This is a genomic window from Flavonifractor sp. An100, assembly GCF_002161175.1.
Lineage (GTDB): Bacteria > Bacillota > Clostridia > Oscillospirales > Oscillospiraceae > Lawsonibacter.
Window position 1 is genome coordinate 26,493 of the sequence record NZ_NFMA01000019.1, and the last position, 18,578, is coordinate 45,070.

At 59.1% G+C, this 18,578-nt stretch carries 16 protein-coding genes; 8 read left to right on the forward strand and 8 right to left on the reverse strand.

The window, feature by feature from the left end; genetic code table 11:
* The first annotated feature begins 242 nt into the window (after positions 1–242).
* Both B5E43_RS10815 and clpB read left to right on the forward strand, forming a co-directional pair.
* Positions 243–668, forward strand: coding sequence for an Hsp20/alpha crystallin family protein (locus tag B5E43_RS10815; protein WP_087396621.1), 426 nt, complete (start codon positions 243–245; stop codon positions 666–668).
* Between the two features lie 166 nt (positions 669–834).
* Positions 835–3,465 carry an ATP-dependent chaperone ClpB gene (clpB, locus tag B5E43_RS10820; RefSeq protein ID WP_087396623.1) on the forward strand — a complete coding sequence of 877 codons (2,631 nt, stop codon included), beginning with the start codon at positions 835–837 and terminating at the stop codon, positions 3,463–3,465.
* Between the two features lie 63 nt (positions 3,466–3,528).
* Here clpB and B5E43_RS10825 read toward each other — a convergent pair whose 3' ends face one another.
* From B5E43_RS10825 to B5E43_RS10835, 3 genes are all read right to left on the reverse strand, one after another.
* Positions 3,529–4,914: a serpin family protein gene (locus B5E43_RS10825; protein ID WP_158099034.1), complete on the reverse strand. Its 1,386-nt coding sequence runs from the start codon at positions 4,912–4,914 to the stop codon at positions 3,529–3,531.
* Positions 4,915–5,106: 192 nt separating this feature from the next.
* On the reverse strand, positions 5,107–6,492 hold the full coding sequence (locus B5E43_RS10830) for a TrpB-like pyridoxal phosphate-dependent enzyme (RefSeq protein WP_087396626.1): 1,386 nt from the start codon (positions 6,490–6,492) through the stop codon (positions 5,107–5,109).
* A gap of 383 nt (positions 6,493–6,875) precedes the next feature.
* On the reverse strand, positions 6,876–7,766 hold the full coding sequence (locus B5E43_RS10835; protein WP_087396628.1) for an EamA family transporter: 891 nt from the start codon (positions 7,764–7,766) through the stop codon (positions 6,876–6,878).
* Between the two features lie 98 nt (positions 7,767–7,864).
* Here B5E43_RS10835 and sfsA point away from each other — a divergent pair, with 98 nt between their 5' ends.
* The gene (sfsA, locus tag B5E43_RS10840) at positions 7,865–8,566 is read left to right on the forward strand and encodes a DNA/RNA nuclease SfsA (protein ID WP_087396630.1); all 702 of its coding nucleotides are present in this window, start codon (positions 7,865–7,867) and stop codon (positions 8,564–8,566) included.
* 57 nt (positions 8,567–8,623) lie between these two features.
* Here the strand turns inward: sfsA and B5E43_RS10845 are convergent, their stop codons facing one another.
* From B5E43_RS10845 to B5E43_RS10865, 5 genes are all read right to left on the reverse strand, one after another.
* Positions 8,624–9,343 (reverse strand): hypothetical protein, encoded by a 720-nt coding sequence (locus tag B5E43_RS10845; RefSeq protein ID WP_087396633.1) that lies wholly within the window; start codon positions 9,341–9,343, stop codon positions 8,624–8,626.
* A 34-nt stretch (positions 9,344–9,377) separates the two neighbouring features.
* Positions 9,378–9,980, reverse strand: a complete 603-nt coding sequence (gene recR, locus B5E43_RS10850; RefSeq protein WP_087396635.1) for a recombination mediator RecR — start codon at positions 9,978–9,980, stop codon at positions 9,378–9,380.
* A gap of 84 nt (positions 9,981–10,064) precedes the next feature.
* Positions 10,065–10,709, reverse strand: coding sequence for a ribulose-phosphate 3-epimerase (rpe, locus tag B5E43_RS10855; RefSeq protein WP_087396636.1), 645 nt, complete (start codon positions 10,707–10,709; stop codon positions 10,065–10,067).
* A gap of 242 nt (positions 10,710–10,951) precedes the next feature.
* The gene (gene ilvA, locus B5E43_RS10860; RefSeq protein ID WP_087396638.1) at positions 10,952–12,172 is read right to left on the reverse strand and encodes a threonine ammonia-lyase; all 1,221 of its coding nucleotides are present in this window, start codon (positions 12,170–12,172) and stop codon (positions 10,952–10,954) included.
* A 103-nt stretch (positions 12,173–12,275) separates the two neighbouring features.
* On the reverse strand, positions 12,276–14,096 hold the full coding sequence (locus B5E43_RS10865; protein WP_087396640.1) for an LTA synthase family protein: 1,821 nt from the start codon (positions 14,094–14,096) through the stop codon (positions 12,276–12,278).
* 208 nt (positions 14,097–14,304) lie between these two features.
* On the opposite strand from B5E43_RS10865, the gene B5E43_RS10870 reads away from it, so the two are divergent.
* The 5 genes from B5E43_RS10870 to B5E43_RS10890 all read left to right on the forward strand — a co-directional run bounded on the left by B5E43_RS10870 (position 14,305) and on the right by B5E43_RS10890 (position 18,376).
* On the forward strand, positions 14,305–15,048 hold the full coding sequence (locus tag B5E43_RS10870; RefSeq protein ID WP_087396642.1) for a 5-bromo-4-chloroindolyl phosphate hydrolysis family protein: 744 nt from the start codon (positions 14,305–14,307) through the stop codon (positions 15,046–15,048).
* Positions 15,049–15,058: 10 nt separating this feature from the next.
* Positions 15,059–15,277 carry a hypothetical protein gene (locus tag B5E43_RS10875; RefSeq protein WP_087396644.1) on the forward strand — a complete coding sequence of 73 codons (219 nt, stop codon included), beginning with the start codon at positions 15,059–15,061 and terminating at the stop codon, positions 15,275–15,277.
* A 70-nt stretch (positions 15,278–15,347) separates the two neighbouring features.
* A complete protein-coding gene (locus B5E43_RS10880) occupies positions 15,348–16,544 on the forward strand; it encodes a toxic anion resistance protein (protein ID WP_087396645.1) in 1,197 nt (398 codons plus the stop codon).
* 43 nt (positions 16,545–16,587) lie between these two features.
* Positions 16,588–17,607: a TPM domain-containing protein gene (locus B5E43_RS10885; protein ID WP_087396647.1), complete on the forward strand. Its 1,020-nt coding sequence runs from the start codon at positions 16,588–16,590 to the stop codon at positions 17,605–17,607.
* Between the two features lie 142 nt (positions 17,608–17,749).
* Positions 17,750–18,376 (forward strand): single-stranded DNA-binding protein, encoded by a 627-nt coding sequence (locus B5E43_RS10890; RefSeq protein WP_087396648.1) that lies wholly within the window; start codon positions 17,750–17,752, stop codon positions 18,374–18,376.
* The last annotated feature ends 202 nt before the right edge of the window (positions 18,377–18,578 follow it).

Sequence of the window (18,578 nt, forward strand, 5' to 3'; positions counted from 1 at the left end):
AACTTCTGTCGTAATACGGTAAAATTATAACAGGTTTCAAAGCTTGGGGCAAGAGAATGCACCGGGAGGAAACGCTCCCACAAATTAGCACTCACATATTAAGAGTGCTAGAATTTACAATTTAGACATATTGTTTGCGAGAAATGTTCATAATTAAGACGTATACTAAAGCCAAAGTTAAGAAGGACCTGGGAGGTGGAGCAAAGGACTTCACCGGGAGGGTCCGAAAGGAGTTTTGATTTATGTATAGCATGATTCCCTTTGATCGCAACAATAGTTTGAACAGCCTGTTTGATGATTTTGAGCGCAACTTCTTCCCCACTCATAGGGGCCAGTTCCCCGCCTTCCGTACCGATATTAAGGACGAAGGCGACCACTACCTGCTGGAGGCCGAGTTGCCTGGCTTTAAGAAAGAGGACATTGATCTGGACCTGAAGGACGGTGTGCTCACCATCTCCGCCAAGCATGACGAGAAGGTGGAGAACAAGGGTGAGGACGGCAAGTACGTCTGCCGGGAGCGCCGGACGGGCAGCTTCTCCCGTTCCTTTGATGTCAGCGGTATCCAGGAGGATGCCATTGGAGCCGCTTATGAGGACGGCATCCTGAAGCTGACCTTGCCCAAGCAGTCCGAGGCTCAGCCTCAGAGCCGTAAGATCGCCATCCAGTAAGGAAGGCGAGGGGGAGCAGGCCTTCGGCCTGCTCCTTTTTTCAGGAAAAAATAAAATTTCCCCTTGCAAATTTTCTCTATATGGTATATGATGAATTTAGCACTTAAGAAATAAGAGTGCTAAAACAAAGCTGAATTTGTGAAACCAACTAAAGGAGGTTTCTGACATGAATATGAACCAATTGACGCAAAAATCCCTGGCCGCCATCCAGGGGGCCCAGAGCCTGGCCCAGGAGTACGGTCAGCAGCAGATCGAGCAGCAGCACCTGCTGTTGGCCCTGGTATCCGACGGAGAGGGCTTCATTCCCCAGCTGCTCACCGCCGCTGGCTTGACGCTGCCCAGCTTCCAGGCTGCGGTGAAGGCGGAGGTGGAAAAGCTGCCCAAGGTGTCCGGCAGCGGCCGGGAGGCCGACAAGGTCTATGTGGCCCAGGATGTGGACCGGGCCCTGAAGGAGGCCGAACAGGTGGCCCAGTCCATGAAGGACGAGTATATCTCCGTGGAGCACCTGTTCCTGGGCCTGTTGAACCAGGCCAACAGCGCCTTGAAGGAGCTGTTCCGTACCTATAACGTCACCCGGGAAAAGATCATGCAGGCGCTGGCCTCTGTCCGGGGCAACCAGCGGGTGACCAGCGACAACCCGGAGGAGACCTACGATGCCTTGAAGAAATATGGCTCCGACCTGGTGGAGCGGGCCCGGCAGAACAAGCTGGATCCGGTGATCGGCCGGGACGACGAGATCCGTAATGTCATCCGCATCCTGTCCCGTAAGAGCAAAAATAACCCCGTCCTCATCGGCGAACCGGGCGTTGGTAAAACGGCCATCGCCGAGGGCTTGGCCCAGCGGATTGTCAAGGGGGATGTGCCCGCCTCTTTGAAGGACAAGACCATCTTTGCCCTGGATATGGGCTCCCTCATCGCCGGGGCCAAGTACCGTGGCGAGTTTGAGGAGCGGTTGAAGGCCGTTCTCAACGAGGTAAAGAAGTCCGAGGGCAAGATCATCCTCTTCATCGACGAGCTGCATACCATTGTGGGTGCGGGCAAGACCGAGGGCGCTATGGATGCGGGCAACCTCTTAAAGCCCATGCTGGCCCGGGGTGAACTGCACTGCATCGGTGCCACCACCCTCAACGAGTACCGGCAGTACATTGAAAAGGACGCCGCCCTGGAGCGGCGGTTCCAGCCGGTCATGGTGAACGAGCCCACGGTGGAGGACGCCATTGCCATCCTCCGTGGCCTGAAGGAGCGCTATGAGGTCTACCACGGCGTGAAAATCACCGACGGGGCCATCATCGCCGCTGCTACCCTGAGTAACCGCTATATCACCGACCGTTTCCTCCCGGACAAGGCCATCGACCTGGTGGACGAGGCCTGCGCCATGATCCGCACTGAGATGGACTCCATGCCCACCGAACTGGACGTGATCCAGCGGAAGATCATCCAGCATGAGATCGAGGAGGCCGCCCTGAAGAAGGAGACCGACAAGCTCTCCCAGGAGCATCTGGCGGAAATCCAGAAGGAGCTCTCCGACATGCGGGAGGAGTTCAAAGCCAAGAAGGCCCAGTGGGACAATGAGAAGGGTGCCATCGGCAAGGTGCAGAAGCTGCGCTCTGACCTGGAGGAGGCCAACGCCCAGCTGGAGAAGGCCCAGCGGGAGTATGACCTGGAGAAGGCCGCCGAGCTGCAGTACGGCCGTATCCCAGAGCTGAAAAAGGCCCTGGAGGCGGAGGAGCAGATCGCCAATGAGAGCAAGCAGCGCTCCCTGCTGCGGGACAAGGTCACCGAGGAGGAGATCGCCCGGATCATCGAGCGCTGGACCGGCATCCCCGTGGCCCGTCTGATGGAAGGGGAGCGGGAAAAGCTGCTGCACCTGGAGGACATCCTCCACAAGCGCGTGGTGGGTCAGGACGAGGCGGTGCGCCTGGTGTCCGAGGCCATCCTGCGCAGCCGGGCCGGCATTGCCGACCCCAAGAAGCCCATCGGCTCCTTCCTGTTCCTGGGCCCCACCGGCGTGGGCAAGACGGAGCTGGCTAAGACCCTGGCTGAGGCCCTGTTCGACAGCGAGAAGAACCTGGTGCGCATCGACATGTCCGAATATATGGAGAAGTTCTCCGTCTCCCGACTCATCGGAGCGCCTCCCGGATATGTGGGCTATGAGGAGGGCGGCCAGCTCACCGAGGCGGTGCGGAGAAAGCCCTACTCCGTCATCCTCTTTGATGAGGTGGAGAAGGCCCACCCCGACGTGTTCAACGTGCTGCTCCAGGTGCTGGACGACGGCCGTGTCACCGACAGCCAGGGCCGGACGGTGGACTTTAAGAACACCATCATCATCCTCACCTCCAACCTGGGGTCCCAGTTCCTGCTGGACGGCATTGACGCCAATGGCGAGATCAGCCAGCAGGCCAGGGACCAGGTCAGTGAGCTGTTGAAGCGCTCCTTCCGCCCGGAGTTCTTGAACCGGCTGGACGAGATCGTCTTCTATAAGCCCCTCACCCGGGACAACGTGACCCATATCATCGACCTGATGGTGGCCGATCTGAACCGGCGTTTGGAGGATAAGCAGCTCACCGTGGAGCTCACCCCCGCCGCCAAGGAGGAGATCATCCAGGCCGCTTACGATCCCATCTACGGCGCCCGTCCCCTACGCCGCTACCTACAGCACACCGTGGAGACCCTCATTGGCCGGAAGATCATTGCCGACGAGGTGGAGTCCGGTGCCAAGCTGACGGTGGATGTCCGGGACGGGGAACTGGTGGTGGACAGCCGCCAGGTTCTCACCGGAGAAGTCATCGACGGATAATCCCATATACGCAAAAATCCCCCCTACCCGGAATATATCCGAGTGGGGGGATTTGTTTGTTTTTTATGGAGTAACGGAATTGACCACCCCAATAAACAGAGGGACTCCTTCGCTGCGGATGAGGAAGAGGAAGGGCCGGTCCAGATCCATCACAAAGGGCTCGTCGTCCACCGGGGCGGCGGTGGCATCCATGACCAGCAGAGTGACGGCGGCGGCCTCCACCCCCTCCTCATCGGCCTTGACCCGGCACAGCTGCTGGGCTTTGGACAGGTAAGCCGGGATGGAGGTCAGAGCAGACAGGTCGGCCCGATCGGGGTCCAGCAGATCGGCAATTCCCATCTGCTCCAGAGCGGACATCAGATCCAACTGGCTGTTCACGTCGAATTTGGGCACCGACCACTGAATCTGCCCATGGTTCACCTGGTCGGAAGAAAAATCCAGCTGGGAGAGGAATCCATCCTGCTGTAGCAGGGCTTCTGGAGAGGTGCCCTCATCGGGGAGGACAAAGACCATCTCGCCCAGGGTGGTGGATAGCCGTGCCGCGCGGTAATTGTCTCCCACCAGATAGTCGCCGGAGTCGTTCTGGTGCATAAAGTCAACCTGGTTTTCTTTTCCCTGGACGTCGGTGAAGGTGTCGGGATACGTGTTTCCCGGGGAGAACTCGTCCATCCAGGCCGCCTTGTAGTAGAGGGAGGAGGCCAGCACAGCCAGGGTGTCGGCTGTGGTCTCCAGCACCGGCTCATCGGAACCGATAAGCCCCTCGGTCTGTTGGCTCACCCAGTCGGTGATGGCCTGGTCGGCCTCCCCGGTGCCCATGGGGACGGAAAAGACACCGGTATGGTGGGCCTGGGCCAGGGTGTCCAGGGTTTCGGGGACATAGGAGCCCTCCACAGCGCTGTTGAGCCAGATGGAATTACCCAGCAGCAGGGAGCGCTGTCCGTCATCGGTGTACAGACCCTGCCATACCTGGTTTACCTGCTCCGTCAAGGAGTCCAGCCCATCGGTTCCCAGGGCAGAGAGAACCTGTTCCCGGCTAGTATGGTCAGCGCACTGGGTCAGCATGGCAAGCGCGCTCCACAGAGACAGAGGAGAGTAGATGGCGTTCTCCCCCTCCTGACCGGCCAGGACCAGAGGGGTAGTGCGGAGGGAAAAGTCATTCAAGGCCTGAACAGTCTGTTGAGAAATTCCTGTTTTTCGGAATTGGCCCAGCGCCTGGCGATAGGCGTCGTCAGCGGCGTTGTAAGCGTCCCAGTCGGCGTCCGCTCCTTCGGGAGGGAGCGGCATCTGGGGGAAGTCGGGGATCACCGGCTGGTTGAGGGCGGTGGGAGAGGCGGAAATTACGGTGAGCTGGGAAGAGGTGCTGGAGGAGGGAGAGGAGGCGGGAGAGCCGCAGCCTGTCATAGGCAGGGCCAGGGCGGCGGCTAACAGGGAGGCGACCAGACGAATCATACAAAACGCTCCTTTCTGCACAAATGGGCAATGGAAAAACCCCATTTGTCAGGTTAGACGACGAACAGAGAAAAAAGTTGCGGTAAAATGGAGCCCAAAGAGAAAGAAAAGCCAAAAAACCGGGGGAGCTGTTTCAACACAGCTCCCCCGGTCGGGAAAACGACGGAACGGAACAAAGAAAAGCCCGAGTTCTCAAATCCCCTGGTTCTGAGGAATGTTGGGCAGGGAGTCAAAGCCCTTCTGCAGGTCGGCGTCTGTGGGGACGTAATCCGACATACGGCCGGAGAGGTAGGACTCATAGGCGGTCATGTCGAAGTAGCCGGTGCCCGTCAGGCCAAAGAGAATGGTCTTGGCCTCTCCGGTCTCCTTGCACTTCAGGGCCTCGTCAATGGCGCCCTTGATGGCGTGGGCGGACTCGGGAGCGGGAAGGATGGTCTCCCGCTTGGCAAAGAGGATGGCGGCCTCAAAGACCTGGGTCTGCTTGTAGGATACCGCCTCCATGTGTCCGTCGTGGTAGAGCTTGGAGAGAATGGGGCTCATGCCGTGGTAGCGCAGGCCTCCGGCGTGGTTGGCGGAGGGGATGAAGCCGGAGCCCAGGGTATACATCCGGGCCAGGGGAGTCACCTTGCCGGTGTCGCAGAAGTCGTAGGCGTATTTGCCCCGGGTGAAGGAGGGACAGGAGGCGGGCTCCACCGCCACAATGCGCACGTCCTTCTTGCCGGTGAGCTTGTCGGCCATGAAGGGTGCGATGAGACCGCCCAGGTTGGAGCCGCCGCCGGCGCAGCCCACCACTACGTCGGGGTACTCCCCCAGCTCCTCCATGGCCAGCTTGCTCTCCAGGCCGATGATGGACTGGTGGAGGAGCACCTGGTTGAGGACGGACCCCAACACGTACCGCTTGGTGCCGCCGCTCTGGACGGCAGCCTCCACCGCCTCGGAGATGGCGCAGCCCAGGGAGCCGGTGGTGTCCGGATTTTCAGCCAGAATCTTTCGTCCGGCCTGGGTGGTGTTGGAGGGGGAGGGGGTGACGGCGGCGTCAAAGACTCCCATCACCGCTTTGCGGAATGGCTTTTGCTCGTAGGAGCACTTGACCATGTACACATCGCAGGTCAGGCCGAAGTAGGAGCAGGCCTCGCTGAGGGCGGTGCCCCACTGGCCGGCCCCGGTCTCGGTGGTGACCCCGGACAGGCCCTGCTGCTTGGCATAGTAGGCCTGGGCCACGGCGGAGTTTAGCTTGTGGGAGCCGGAGGTGTTGTTGCCCTCAAACTTGTAGTAGATCTTCGCCGGGGTGCCCAGGGCCTTTTCCAGGGCGTAGGCCCGGATGAGGGGGGAGGGACGGTACATTTTGTAGACCTCCAGCACCTCAGAGGGAATGTCCACATAGGGGGTGGAGCCGTCCAGCTCCTGGCGGGCCAGCTCGGTGCAGAAGATGGGGGCCAGGTCGTCTACCCCCAGAGGCTGCAGAGTGCCGGGGTGGATGAGAGGGTCGGGCTGCTGGGGCATGGCGGAGCGGAGATTGAACCACTGCTTGGGCATCTGCTCTTCGGTCAAATACAGGCGGTGAGGAATGGTTTTCATACAATCGTCTCCTTTTCGTCTGGGGAAAAGGGCAAAGAAAAAAGCCCCTCGTCCCCGAAAAATGTTTTTCTGGGACAAAGGACTGAACATCAGCCTCTGCGGTGCCACCCGGATTGACGTATATGCATACGCCCACTCACTTTCACAGGCCCAACAGCCCATGCTCCCCGGATAACGGGTGGAGTCCCCGTCGCGCTACTGAGGGAAAAACCCCGTTCGCTTAGCCCTCGGAAGTCCATTCACACCGGCATCCCCTGCCGCGATCCCACCACCCGCGGCTCTCTGTGAGGTTCTGACTCGGAGCTACTCCTCTTCCTCATCGGTTTCTGCTTTGAACTTTGGGGTCATTATAGCGGCCCCGGGATGTGTTGTCAAGAAAAAATTTAAGCGGTTGGAGTTTTTTTCTTAGCCGGGCGGTTGAGCAGAAGGATGGCAAAAAAGATGGCGGCCATGCCCAGCAGCTTGTAAAGGGTGATTGCCTCCCGGAATACGCAGATGCCCAGCAGGGCGGCCACAAAGGGCTCGATGGTAGCTAAAATGGCGGCCTTTCCCGCCTCGGCGTAGCGGAGTCCCTCAGTGTAGAGAAGATAGGGCAGGATGCAGCACAGCACCCCGATGCCCAGCGCGCCCACAATGGCTCTCCAGTCGGTGAGGAGGGCCAGGTCCCGGTGGAGGCCGGACAGGGGCAGGGCAAACACGGCGGAAAACAGAAATGTGTAGAAGGTGACGGTGGAGGAGGGGTACTTCCGCAGGGCAAACTTGCCAAAAATTGAATACAGAGCGTAGCCGAACCCGGAGCCCAATCCGAATAGTATTGTCACAAAGGATACATGCTGCTGCCCCAGGGGAAACAGTCCGGTGACCAGGGCACAGCCGGCAAAGGTGAGGGCCAGGGCGGCCAGCTTTATGGGGGTAACCGCCTCCCGGAACAGGAAGGCAGAGAGGAAGGTGACAAAGATAGGGGAGGTGTAAAGGAGCACCGCCGCCACCGACATGGAGCTGGAGGAGATGGCGTTAAAGTAGCACCAGTTGAAGAAGAGGAGGGAGCACACCCCGGTGCCGAAAAAGTAGTACCAGTGCCGGGGCTGGATGCGCAGGGCGGAGGGGGCGGTGCGGGCCAGGAAGAGGCCGTAGACCACTGCGGCCACCGTCCCGCGGACGGCCACCCCCTCCATGGAGGACAGGCCGGCAGCGGTGAGCAGCTTGAGAAATACGCCGATGCATCCCCACAGGGAGGCGGCGAGAATGATGTTACGGTAGGCGGTTTGTTCCATAGCCCTTGCCTCGATTCAAAAAGTTGGTTATACTGAAAGTCCGGTCCACAGTGTGTGGGCCAAAGAAATCAGAAGTGAAACTGGGGAGAGACGATTCCATGCGCTATCCAAATATTACCCCCGGAGTTTTTGTGGCCCGGCCCAACCGCTTCATTGCCCACGTGGAGGTGGAGGGAGCGGTCCAGGTCTGCCATGTGAAAAATACCGGCCGGTGTCGGGAACTGTTGGTGCCTGGCTGCCGGGTCTATCTGACCAAAAGCGACAACCCCGCCCGAAAGACCCTGTACGATCTGGTGGCGGTGGAGAAGGAGACGGAGGAGGGCCCTCTGCTCATCAACATGGACTCCCAGGCCCCCAACCGGGTCTTTGGGGAGTGGGCGGCGGCCGGAGGCTTCCGCAGAGCGCTGTCCCTGCTGCGGCCGGAGACTACATATGGTAACTCCCGTTTTGATTATTACTGGGAGCAATCGGAAAAGGAGCCCATACGGGGGTTTGTAGAGGTAAAGGGGGTCACCCTGGAGGAGAAGGGGATCGTCCGCTTCCCGGATGCCCCCACGCTGCGGGGTGTCAAACACCTGGAGGAATTGGTGGTCGCCCACGAGGCGGGGTATGAAACGGCACTCTGCTTCATCGTCCAGATGGAAGGGATGCGGTATCTGGAACCCAATGACCTCACCCATCCGGAATTTGGTGCGGCTGTGCGCCGGGCCGCCCGGGCAGGAGTGGAGGTGCTGGCTATGGAGTGCCGGGTGACACCGGACAGCCTGACCGTGGCCCGTCCCATTCCCGTGAAATTATAAGAATCGGATTGCAACAGGGAGCGCCGCCCGGCCATTTGGTCGGGCGGCGGATATTTTTTAGTGGGTGCGGGGGAATTTGTACCGGCACAGCTGTTCTTTGCAGTGGGCACACTGGAGATTGCGGTTGGAGCCGGACCAGAACCGCTCCGGATGACGGCGGTAACGCACCTCCCAGCACACGAGGACCACGACTCCCGTCCAAAAGAGGCTCTGGGCGTACCAGTGGGGCACACACATCAGGGGGGCGGCCATCATCCAGGACCCCCAGGCAAAAATCCGGCAGTTGACACAGCAGCGGTTGCCCATCAGGAAAGTCTGGAAGGGGCAAAAGAAGAGTACACACACCAGATCGCACAAATAGCACAGGGCACACAGCAGCACCAGGTGAGGAATGCGGAGAATACCCCGGTGGTACAGAGCGCCAAAGCAAAGGTTAATGACCAGCCACACCGCCGCTACCCTACGGGCACCCCGGTTTTGCTGGTGCACTGCCTGGCGCAGCTGTTGGGGAGAATAGGAGGGGGCGGGGGCGTACCGGGTGGGGTATTGTTTCAGACAGCCGGTGGTCAGGCCGCTTTTGGGGCTGAGCTGGGCCACCATGGACAGCAGGACCACAGCCCAGAGCAGCAGTAAGGGGAGGCTGGGGCGGCCGGCGCGGGTAAAGTCCAGGAGGGAGGGGGCGGTGAGATAGAGCGCTCCGATGCACAAAAATACCATCAGACGGAAGGCAAAGTCCCGCAGATAGCGCCGGGTCACAGGGGTGAGGGAAGCTGTCATAGGGGACCTCCTTTCCTTTTTGTGTGCGAACTGCTCACATCTCTCTGCGTCCCTCCAGGGCCCGCATGAGGGTGGCGTCGTCAGCGTATTCCAAATGGCTGCCCACGGGGATGCCGTAGGCCAGACGGGTAACCTTCACTTGGAAGGGCTTCAGCAGGCGGGAGAGATACATGGCGGTGGCCTCCCCCTCCGTATCCGGGTTGGTTGCCATGATAACCTCGGACACTCCTCCGGCGGATACCCGCTCCACCAGGGATTTGATGTGCAGATCATCAGGGCCCACGTGATTCATAGGGGAAATGACCCCGTGGAGCACATGGTACAGCCCCTGATACTCCCGGGAGCGCTCCATGGCTACCACATCCTTGGGGTCGGCCACTACGCAGATGAGGGACCGGTCCCGTTTGGGACTGCGGCAGATGGGACAGGGGCCATCCCCGTCAGTGAGATTCTCGCAGACGGGACAGCAGTGAATGGCAGATTTGGCGTCCACAATGGCCTGGGCAAAGGTGCCAGCCTCCTCAGGGGAGAGGGAGAGCACATAAAAAGCCAGGCGCTGGGCGGACTTCATCCCGATGCCGGGCAGCTTGGCAAACTGTTCTACCAGGTGCTCCAGAGCGGGGGGAAAATACTCCATGGGGAAGAACCTCCGAACAAAGGAAAAATTGTAGGCGGGAGCTCAGAGCTCCCGCTCCAGGGTGATGACAAATTTTATTTATAGTCACACCCGCAAAGCGGCGATGGCAGCGGGGATATCCTCCTTGCCGTAGACAGCGGAGCCGGCCACCAGCACGTTGGCTCCAGCCTCCACCACCAGGGGGGCAGTTTTGGGGGAGATGCCGCCGTCCACCTCCAGTTCGCAGGAGGGGTTATACTTCTCAATGAGGGCGCGGACCTGCCGGATGGTGTCCAGCTGGGACTCCATAAAGGCCTGGCCGCCGAAGCCGGGCTCCACCGTCATGACCAGTACCAGGTCCAGCTCCTCCAGATAAGGGAGAATAGCGTTAGCAGAGGTAATGGGCCGCAGGGCAACCGCCTTCTTCACTCCGCACTCACCCATGACCTTCAAGGCCTGGGCAATGCGGGTGGGGTGATCGGCCTCCAGATGGACAGATAGGAGGTCGGCCCCCGCCTTGGCGAAGTCCTCAATGTACCGCAGGGGCTTGTCTACCATCAGGTGGACGTCCAAAAACATGTCCGTGCACTTGCGGATGGATTTGACCACAGGGATGCCGATGGTGATATTGGGTACGAAGGCGCCGTCCATTACGTCCACATGGAGGTAGTCGGCGGAGGAAACCTTGTGAATATCCCGTTCCAGGTTAGCAAAGTCGGCGGAGAGGATGGAGGGGGCGATTTTGACCATAGTAGCTACCTCACTTTCATAGCGGTTTTCCAGGCAGGGGCAGGGGCGGGCCTTGGCGCATAGGATGCTTCAGCGGAGAGGGGGACGCGGGGCGTCCTCCGGTGCGCCCCGAGGGGAGCAGGCTGCTCCAGGCCGGGCCCACGGCCCCAGCCCGCCTGTTTCCCTTCGGCAGGTCTGCCGCTTTTCAGATAGCCATCCACCGGCGGTGCAGCCGCCGGTGGATGGCAGGGAACAAAGGATGATCAGGTATAAAAATCTCCGGTGTCCGTCAGGGAGACCTGATAGCCCTCCTGGCGCAGGGCAGAGAGGATCTGCTCCTTGTGGTCGTGGCCAAAAGCCTCCAGAGTGACCCGCAGCTCCACGCCGGACTGGCGGTTGATGTTGATAAACTGGTTGTGCTCCAGCTTGATGATGTTGCCGTTGTTTTTGGCCAGGACGCCGGCTACCCGCATCAGTTCGCCGGGGCGGTCGGGGAGCTGAACGGCGAAGGTGAAGATCCGCCCCCGGCCGATGAGGCCGTGCTGAACCAGAGAGGCCATGGTGATCACGTCCATGTTGCCCCCGGAGAGCACGGATACGATGTTCTTCCCCTTACAGTCCAGGTGACGCAGAGCGGCCACTGTGAGCAGGCCGGCGTTTTCCACCACCATCTTGTGCCGTTCCATGACGTCTAAGAAAGCCTCCACCAGTTCTCCATCCTCCAGGGCCAGAACACGATCCACATGCTGCTGTACATAGGGGAAGACCAGATCGCCGGGGGTTTTTACTGCCACACCGTCGGCAATGGTGGTGGCGGTGGGCAGAGTCACCACATGACCGGCCTCCAGGCTGGCCTTCATGGAGGCGGCGCCGGTGGGCTCCACACCGATGACCTCCACATTGGGGTTGAGGAGCTTAGCCAGGGTGGCTACGCCCGCGGCCAGGCCGCCTCCGCCGATGGGGACTAGGATGATATCCACGTCGGGAAGATCCTGGAAGATTTCATAGGCGATGGTGCCCTGTCCGGTGGCCAGAGTCAGGTCGTTGAAGGGGTGGACATAGGTCAAGCCCTCCTCCTCCGAGAGCTTGGCGGCCAGCTCGGCGGCGTCGTCAAAGACCTCGCCGTGGAGGATGACGTTGGCTCCGTAGTCCTTGGTGTTGTTCACCTTCACCAGGGGGGTGGTGGTGGGCATGACGATAGTGGCGGGCACCCCGGCAGCTTGGGCGGCATAGGCCACGCCCTGGGCGTGGTTTCCTGCCGAAGCGGTCACCAGTCCCCGCTCCTTTTCTTCCTGTGTCAGAGTGCTGATCTTGAAATAGGCTCCACGAATCTTGTACGCCCCGGTGACCTGCATATTTTCCGGCTTCAAATAGACGTTGTTGCCGCAGCTTTTGGACAGGTAGGGGGAGTGGATCAGAGGGGTGGGCCGCAGTACGCCCTGGAGCACGCTCCGGGCGTTTTTAAACTGTTCAAGAGTCAGCATGGGGAACATCTCCTTTGCACATAAGTAAGAATGAATCACTTTTCATCATACTCAATCTTTTTCTCCAAGTCAATCCAAAAAACAGCGGGACTGCCGGGAAACCTCAGTAGTTTCCGCTCCAGTTTTTACCCAAAAGCCGGTCGTAGGTGATCAGCCCCATGGCCTGGGTAAACCGGGCGATTTCCTGAGTCTCCGGCAGCTGCAGCCGGATGTTGTAGTAGGGGGCCGTCTGGAAAAATTGGAATAGCAGCTCCATGTAGCAGGTGCGTCCCATGCCGGTGGAGCGGACCACGGTATTTAAAAGATTGTAGTCGGAGATCTGATTGCCGGACTGGCTGGTGAGTAGACCGGGGGCCAGATCCCGGTTGGAGTAGATGAGGAAAGGGGTGGAGTAGAGCTTGTCCAGCTCCTCCTGGCTGAAGCCGTCCAAAGTGTTTACAAACCCACTTTCGTTGTAGGCCAGGTGGTTAGCCCTTAAGGTGGGCAGGTGGTCGCCAAAGAACACAAGGACAGTGGGCCGTTCCCGGCTGTCCACCCAGCTTGCCAGCTCCCCCAGCATCTGGTCGGCGTCATAGAGCCCCTGGGTGTAGGTGGTCAGGGCGGTGAGAGACTCCTGAGAGAGGGCGGGGGCATCCACCTGAATGGAAATGTTGCTGGGGTCCAGCGCCCCATAGGGCTGGTGGTTCTCCATGGTGATGGCAAAGAGAAAGACCGGCTGCTGGGCGTTGTCTGCTAGGGCCTGGATGGCCTGGGCGGTGGTGTGGTCGGAGATATAATTTCGTTTCCAGGTGATCTCTGCCAGGGAACCGATCTCCTCCTGTCCGTAGAAGGCGTCAAAGCCCAGCAGGGGATATGCTCCTTCCCGGGAGTAGAACTTCTTGTCGTAGGGGTGCAGGGCCAGGGTGGTGTAGCCGGCCTGCTTGTAGTGGGAGACGTAGGAAGAAACCTCCTGCTGCACGTACCAATAGGGAGTGGTCACATTGGGCAGGTAGTCGGTGGTAAGGCCGGTCAAAATGGCAAATTCCGGGCGTACCGTGCCGCCGCCCACAGCGGTGGTGTAGAGCATGCCGCTTTGACAGTTGGAGTCCTCCAACAGCCGGTCATAATTGGAGAGTGGGTTTTGAGAAAAGGTCACGCCGGGCAAACTACGGGGGTCAAAGAAGCTCTCGCTGAGCACCACCACCACATCGTAGAGGGGGACGTCCGGATCGGCAGGGACGGCAGGAAACTCCTCCAGCAGTGCCTGGATAGCCTGCTCGCTGTATCCAGCGGGTGGATGGACGTCCATATTGAGCAGATTCAGCATAAAGGCGCCCACAAAGCCGTTGGCGGAGTAATTGGAGCTTTGAAGGGCGGAATCGAAGGCGGACATGCCGAACCGCCCCAACAGGTCCTGGACCCGTTGGGGGGTGGAGACGGACAGGTTGACGGCTAACACTAGCAAAGCAGCGGCGGACCAGCGGGGAAAGGGAGACAGGGAAAGCCGGGTTCCGGCAGCAAACAGAAGTAAAACCAGGATCAGGAGCAAAGCAGCTCCCGGCCAGAACCAGAGGGGCTGTCCTCCGCTGAGAAAGGAGGTCAGGTCTCCGGTCTGGGAGAGCATCCCCAGATCCTGGGGATAGAAGTTGTCCCCGTTGAGGGCTGCTTTGGTGTAGTTGACATAGGCACAGATAACACTCCCAAGCCCCAAAAGAAGGGCGGACGGCCATACCCGGCCGAACAGCAGAACCAGAATACTGTATAAGAGGTATATCGTCAGGCAGGCAAACAGAGCGGAGCCTGGATGCTTTTCGAAAAAGGAGTGTAGCTGTTCCAACTGTCCGCCATAGTTCATGTATTCCATTAAGAGCAGACAGGGCAGAGGGAACAGCAGTGCAACCAGCCCGGCCAGGATGCGTACAGGTGCGGGGGCAGAAGGGCGCATGGAGGAAGGCTCCTTTCCATTTCACAGAGAATATAAAAGAGGGCTAGGGTCAGAGTAAGACAAATTTTACCTAAATTTTACAACCTTTGCACAAAGATTGCAACCGCTTCCCTTACGAGTCTGGTCCTTGACACCAAATGGGCAGCAGGGTATGATAAGGAATAAGATCAAAACACAGGCTGGCCTGAAAGGCCGTGGAGGAGTACCTATGGCAAAGCATATCAAACGGTCGGTTGTCCCGATTTATCTCATTGGCGTGGTGTGGCTGGGCTATGCCCTGCTGTTTCCCCTGCGCACAGTGAGTCAATATGTTCTGTGTGGAGGAGTCTCTCTGCTGGCCTTCGTGGTGGGGAAAGCCATTTTCCCGGACAAGGTGTTTGAAATGCCCGGGGAACCGGAGAAAAAACAGGCGCCAAAGGAAGAGAAAACGAAGGAAGAGCCCAAGAAGGAGAAGCCCAAATCCACAGGAAATCCAGAGATCGACCGGCTGATTCAGGAACGGGACCGGGCCGTGAGCGAGATGCGCCGGCTCAACGACAATATTCCCGATGAAAAAATTTCCGACCAGATCGACCATCTGGAGGAGGTCACCCGGAAGATCATCGATCAGGTGGTGGAGCAGCCCAAGAAGCTGCCCCAGATCCGCCGCTTTTTGGACTATTACCTGCCCACTACCCTGAAAATCCTCAACGCTTATGACCGCATGGATGCGGTGGGTATTTCGGGGCAGAACATCGATACCACCAAACAGAAGGTGGAGAAGATGATGGACACCATTTCCCAGGCCTTTGACCGGCAACTGGACGCGCTGTTTGGGGAAGAGGCGCTGGACATCTCCACCGACATCACAGTGATGGAAAACCTGCTGGCCCGGGAGGGGTTAAGCGGGATGAATCTGGGCAGAGAAACTAAGACAGATGGCGGAGACAGTTCTGTCCACCTGGAACTGTGAGGGAGAGACGATGAACTGGAAAAACTTGTGGATGCCGCTGTTGTCCCTGGCCATGCTGGTGATCAATGGCGTGCAGCTGGCGGGACAGTTAAAGCAGCCCGATGGAGGCTCCCCCACTGGCACGATACTGATGACCCTGGTGTGGTTGGTCCTGCTGGCGTTCAGCCTGCGCTATACGCTCTCCAGAAGAAAGGAGAGGGACAAGGGGCAGGGAGACAAGAAATCCTGAAGCCGGCAGAAGAGCCGCGGTAAAATAGAATGAATCCCACCATCAAACTGGGATAATGGAGGAAACGACAATGGCTGATGAAAAGAATCTGACCCCGGAACTGACCCTGACCCCAGATGCCGCCGCGGTGCAAGCCGCTCCCGCCCCCAGCCTGACCCTGGAGCCCAACCTGGACAGTGCCCAGCAGGCCCAGGCGGAGGAGCAGAAGGAGCGGGAGGCCAATGCGGTGAAGGTGGATGAATCCATGTTCACCGAGGCGGAGCGGAAGATGGTGGAGGAATTTTCCAAGAAGATCGACGTCACCGATTCCAACCTGGTGCTCCAGTACGGGGCCGCGGCACAGAAGAATATTGCGGCCTTTTCTGAGAGCGCGCTGAACAACGTAAAGACCAAGGACCTGGGGGAGGTGGGCGAAGCCCTGTCCTCCCTGGTGGTGGAGCTGAAGCACTTCGGGGACGACGAGGAGAAGAAGGGCGGGATCTTCGGCTTTTTCCAGAAAAAGCGCAACGAGCTGGAAGCCATGAAGGCCAGCTACTCCAAGGCGGAGGCCAATGTGGACAAGATCGTCAAGGTGCTGGAGAACCATCAGGTGGTGCTGATGAAGGACATCGCCATGTTTGACCAGATGTACGATCTGAACACCAAGTATTATAAAGAGCTCACCATGTATATCATCGCCGGAAAGAAGCGCCTAGAATATCTGCGGGCCAACGACCTGGAGCAGTTGCGCAAGAAGGCCCAGGAAACGGGGGCGCAGGAGGACGCCCAGGCTTACAACGACTTTGCCAACCTGTGTGCCCGGTTTGAGAAGAAGCTCCATGACCTGGAGCTGACCCGGATGATCTCCATTCAGATGGGACCCCAGACCCGTCTGCTGCAGAACAACGACACCCAGATGCTGGAGAAGATCCAGTCCTCTCTGGTCAATACCATCCCCCTGTGGAAGAGCCAGATGGTGCTGGCCCTGGGGCTGGAGCATAGCCGGCAGGCCACTGCGGCCCAGACGGCTGTCACCAATATGACCAACGACCTGCTGAAGAAGAATGCCGACATGCTGAAGATGGGCACCATTGAGACGGCCCGGGAGGCGGAGCGGTCCGTGGTGGATATCCAAACCCTCCAGCACACCAACCAACAGCTGATTTCCACCCTGGATGAGGTGATGAAGATTCAGACCGAAGGGGCCCAGAAGCGCCGGGAGGCGGAAGCGGAGCTGGGCCGGATTGAGGGTGAGCTGAAGCAGAAGCTATTGGAGCTGCGGGGCTAACCGGTCCGGCAGTCCGGATATACGAGAAGGAAAGGAACCGGCCATGAAATTTTTCCAAAAGACCTGGGTCGCGGTGGCCCTGACCCTGGTGATGATTGCGGGGGCAGTATGGATCGGCTTGACCCGGGAGGATACCGTACCCAACAGCCCAGCTGCTTCCGGCCTAGACACCTCTTTGTCCACGGGGGCCTACCAGCAGTGGGTGGGAGATTTTGCTCAGGTGCTCTCTGAGGAAGAGGAGGAGCAGATCTGTCTCTATAACGCCAACTGGGACCAGCGCTATGGCAGCCTGATTGTGGTGGAGACCCTGGCCTCCGCCCCCAGCACTACCTTGGAGGACTATGCCATCAGCCAGGCCCAGGCCTTTGAGCTGACCGCTTACGACGGGTATCTTGCCATTGTTCCCAGCACTGGGGAGGCTTATCTGGCAGTGGGGATGGATTACCCCCTCTCCAACAGTCAGATTGGCAGCTATTTAAGCCAATATCTTTACGACGATCTCCAGGCCGGGCAGTGCGGCCAGGGTGTGCTGGCTCTGTTTGCGGGGCTGAATCAATACTATGTGGATAACTACGGGGTTCCGGCCCAGGAGAACGGTTATTATGTGGACCAGGGGTCCCAGATTGTCGGTATGATCATGCTGCTGGTGATCCTCTTTGTCATGGTCAGCGTCATTGACCGTCTGCGCTATGCCTCTTACCGCCAGCGCTACTACGGGGTGGTCAATCCTCCTGTGATGTTCCGGCCCATCCTGTTCTGGCATGGGCCTGCCTACGGCTGGTATCATCGCCATTGGCGCAGACCGCCTCCCCCTCCTCCCGGCGGCCCACGAGGCCCAGGTGGCTTTGGCGGCCCGGGCGGGTTTGGCGGTTTTGGTTCCGGTTCCCGGCCTGGTGGCTCCGGAGGATTCCGGGGCGGCGGGTTTGGAAGCGGTGGCTTTGGTGGTTCCCGAGGCGGCTCCGGTGGGTTCCGGGGCGGCGGATTCGGAGGTTCCCGTGGGGGCGGCTTCGGCGGCGGCCGGGGCGGTGGCTTTGGCGGCTCCCGGGGCGGCGGCTTCCGGTAACTAAAACTAAAATAGAGAAAAGGACGGCTGCTCTACTGCGGCCGTCCTTTTTCGTGGTCCAATCGGCTTGGGAGGAGGAATACCCGGGGGACCCGTCTCATATAGTGGGGAGGAACAAACGATTTCGGGAGAGTGATAACCCATGAGACAGGGCTCTGACCTCAATCATATTCAACTCCACGGCCGGGTGGGTGCTCCGCCCACCCTTTCTCATTTCAACCACGGGGTGGAGTTTTACCGCTTTCCACTCCACGTCCGGCGTCTATCCGGTACAGAGGACCGGATCAACGTGGTTCTTCCCCATTCCCTGCTGGAACAGGCAGGAGAGCTGGAGGAGGGACAGGAGGCAAGCGTGTGGGGGGAGGTACGTACCTTCAATAACCGCAGCGGAATTGGCAGCCGGCTGGTAATTAGCACCTTTGCCCGTCAGTTGGAGCTGGGGCCCGGGCTAGACGGAAACCGGCTGGAGCTGACTGGGACCCTGTGTAAGCCGCCCAGCCTGCGGGCTACTCCTCTGGGACGGACCATCTGCGATATGATTTTGGCGGTAAACCGGCGCTACGGAAGGGCGGATTATTTGCCCTGCATTGCCTGGGGGAGCCTGGCACACCGCTGCGGTGGACTGCAGGTGGGCGACCGTGTCCATTTAAACGGGCGGCTTCAAAGCAGAGAGTATACCAAGCTGGTGGGAGAGGAGCTGGAGGAACGGTTGGCCTTTGAGGTGTCGGTGATGTCCCTGGTGTCTGAAACGGTGGGGGAAGGAGAATAGAGGGCACTGGCGAGAGGTACCCTCCAGGAATGGTCTTTTTTCTGACGAAAATGGACTACTTTTACTTATTTTTAGGGAAAAAGGGACATTGACATTAAAAATTGTTTCCACTATAATTACCCTTTGTCCAACTGTATTGTACTGGGCATGTGTTGTGTACAAAGGAGGAACTTGCGTGGAACAAACGGTCAATGAGAACAAA

Coding starts and splice junctions, on each gene's coding strand:
- ilvA (WP_087396638.1), bottom strand. CDS start 12,172: ATGCTGACTCTTGAACAGTTTAAAAACGCCCGGAGCGTGCTCCAGGGC.
- B5E43_RS10890 (WP_087396648.1), top strand. CDS start 17,750: ATGAGACAGGGCTCTGACCTCAATCATATTCAACTCCACGGCCGGGTG.
- B5E43_RS10825 (WP_158099034.1), bottom strand. CDS start 4,914: ATGATTCGTCTGGTCGCCTCCCTGTTAGCCGCCGCCCTGGCCCTGCCT.
- B5E43_RS10880 (WP_087396645.1), top strand. CDS start 15,348: ATGGCTGATGAAAAGAATCTGACCCCGGAACTGACCCTGACCCCAGAT.
- recR (WP_087396635.1), bottom strand. CDS start 9,980: ATGGAGTATTTTCCCCCCGCTCTGGAGCACCTGGTAGAACAGTTTGCC.
- B5E43_RS10845 (WP_087396633.1), bottom strand. CDS start 9,343: ATGACAGCTTCCCTCACCCCTGTGACCCGGCGCTATCTGCGGGACTTT.
- rpe (WP_087396636.1), bottom strand. CDS start 10,709: ATGGTCAAAATCGCCCCCTCCATCCTCTCCGCCGACTTTGCTAACCTG.
- clpB (WP_087396623.1), top strand. CDS start 835: ATGAATATGAACCAATTGACGCAAAAATCCCTGGCCGCCATCCAGGGG.
- B5E43_RS10815 (WP_087396621.1), top strand. CDS start 243: ATGTATAGCATGATTCCCTTTGATCGCAACAATAGTTTGAACAGCCTG.
- B5E43_RS10870 (WP_087396642.1), top strand. CDS start 14,305: ATGGCAAAGCATATCAAACGGTCGGTTGTCCCGATTTATCTCATTGGC.
- B5E43_RS10830 (WP_087396626.1), bottom strand. CDS start 6,492: ATGAAAACCATTCCTCACCGCCTGTATTTGACCGAAGAGCAGATGCCC.
- B5E43_RS10875 (WP_087396644.1), top strand. CDS start 15,059: ATGAACTGGAAAAACTTGTGGATGCCGCTGTTGTCCCTGGCCATGCTG.
- B5E43_RS10865 (WP_087396640.1), bottom strand. CDS start 14,096: ATGCGCCCTTCTGCCCCCGCACCTGTACGCATCCTGGCCGGGCTGGTT.
- B5E43_RS10885 (WP_087396647.1), top strand. CDS start 16,588: ATGAAATTTTTCCAAAAGACCTGGGTCGCGGTGGCCCTGACCCTGGTG.
- sfsA (WP_087396630.1), top strand. CDS start 7,865: ATGCGCTATCCAAATATTACCCCCGGAGTTTTTGTGGCCCGGCCCAAC.
- B5E43_RS10835 (WP_087396628.1), bottom strand. CDS start 7,766: ATGGAACAAACCGCCTACCGTAACATCATTCTCGCCGCCTCCCTGTGG.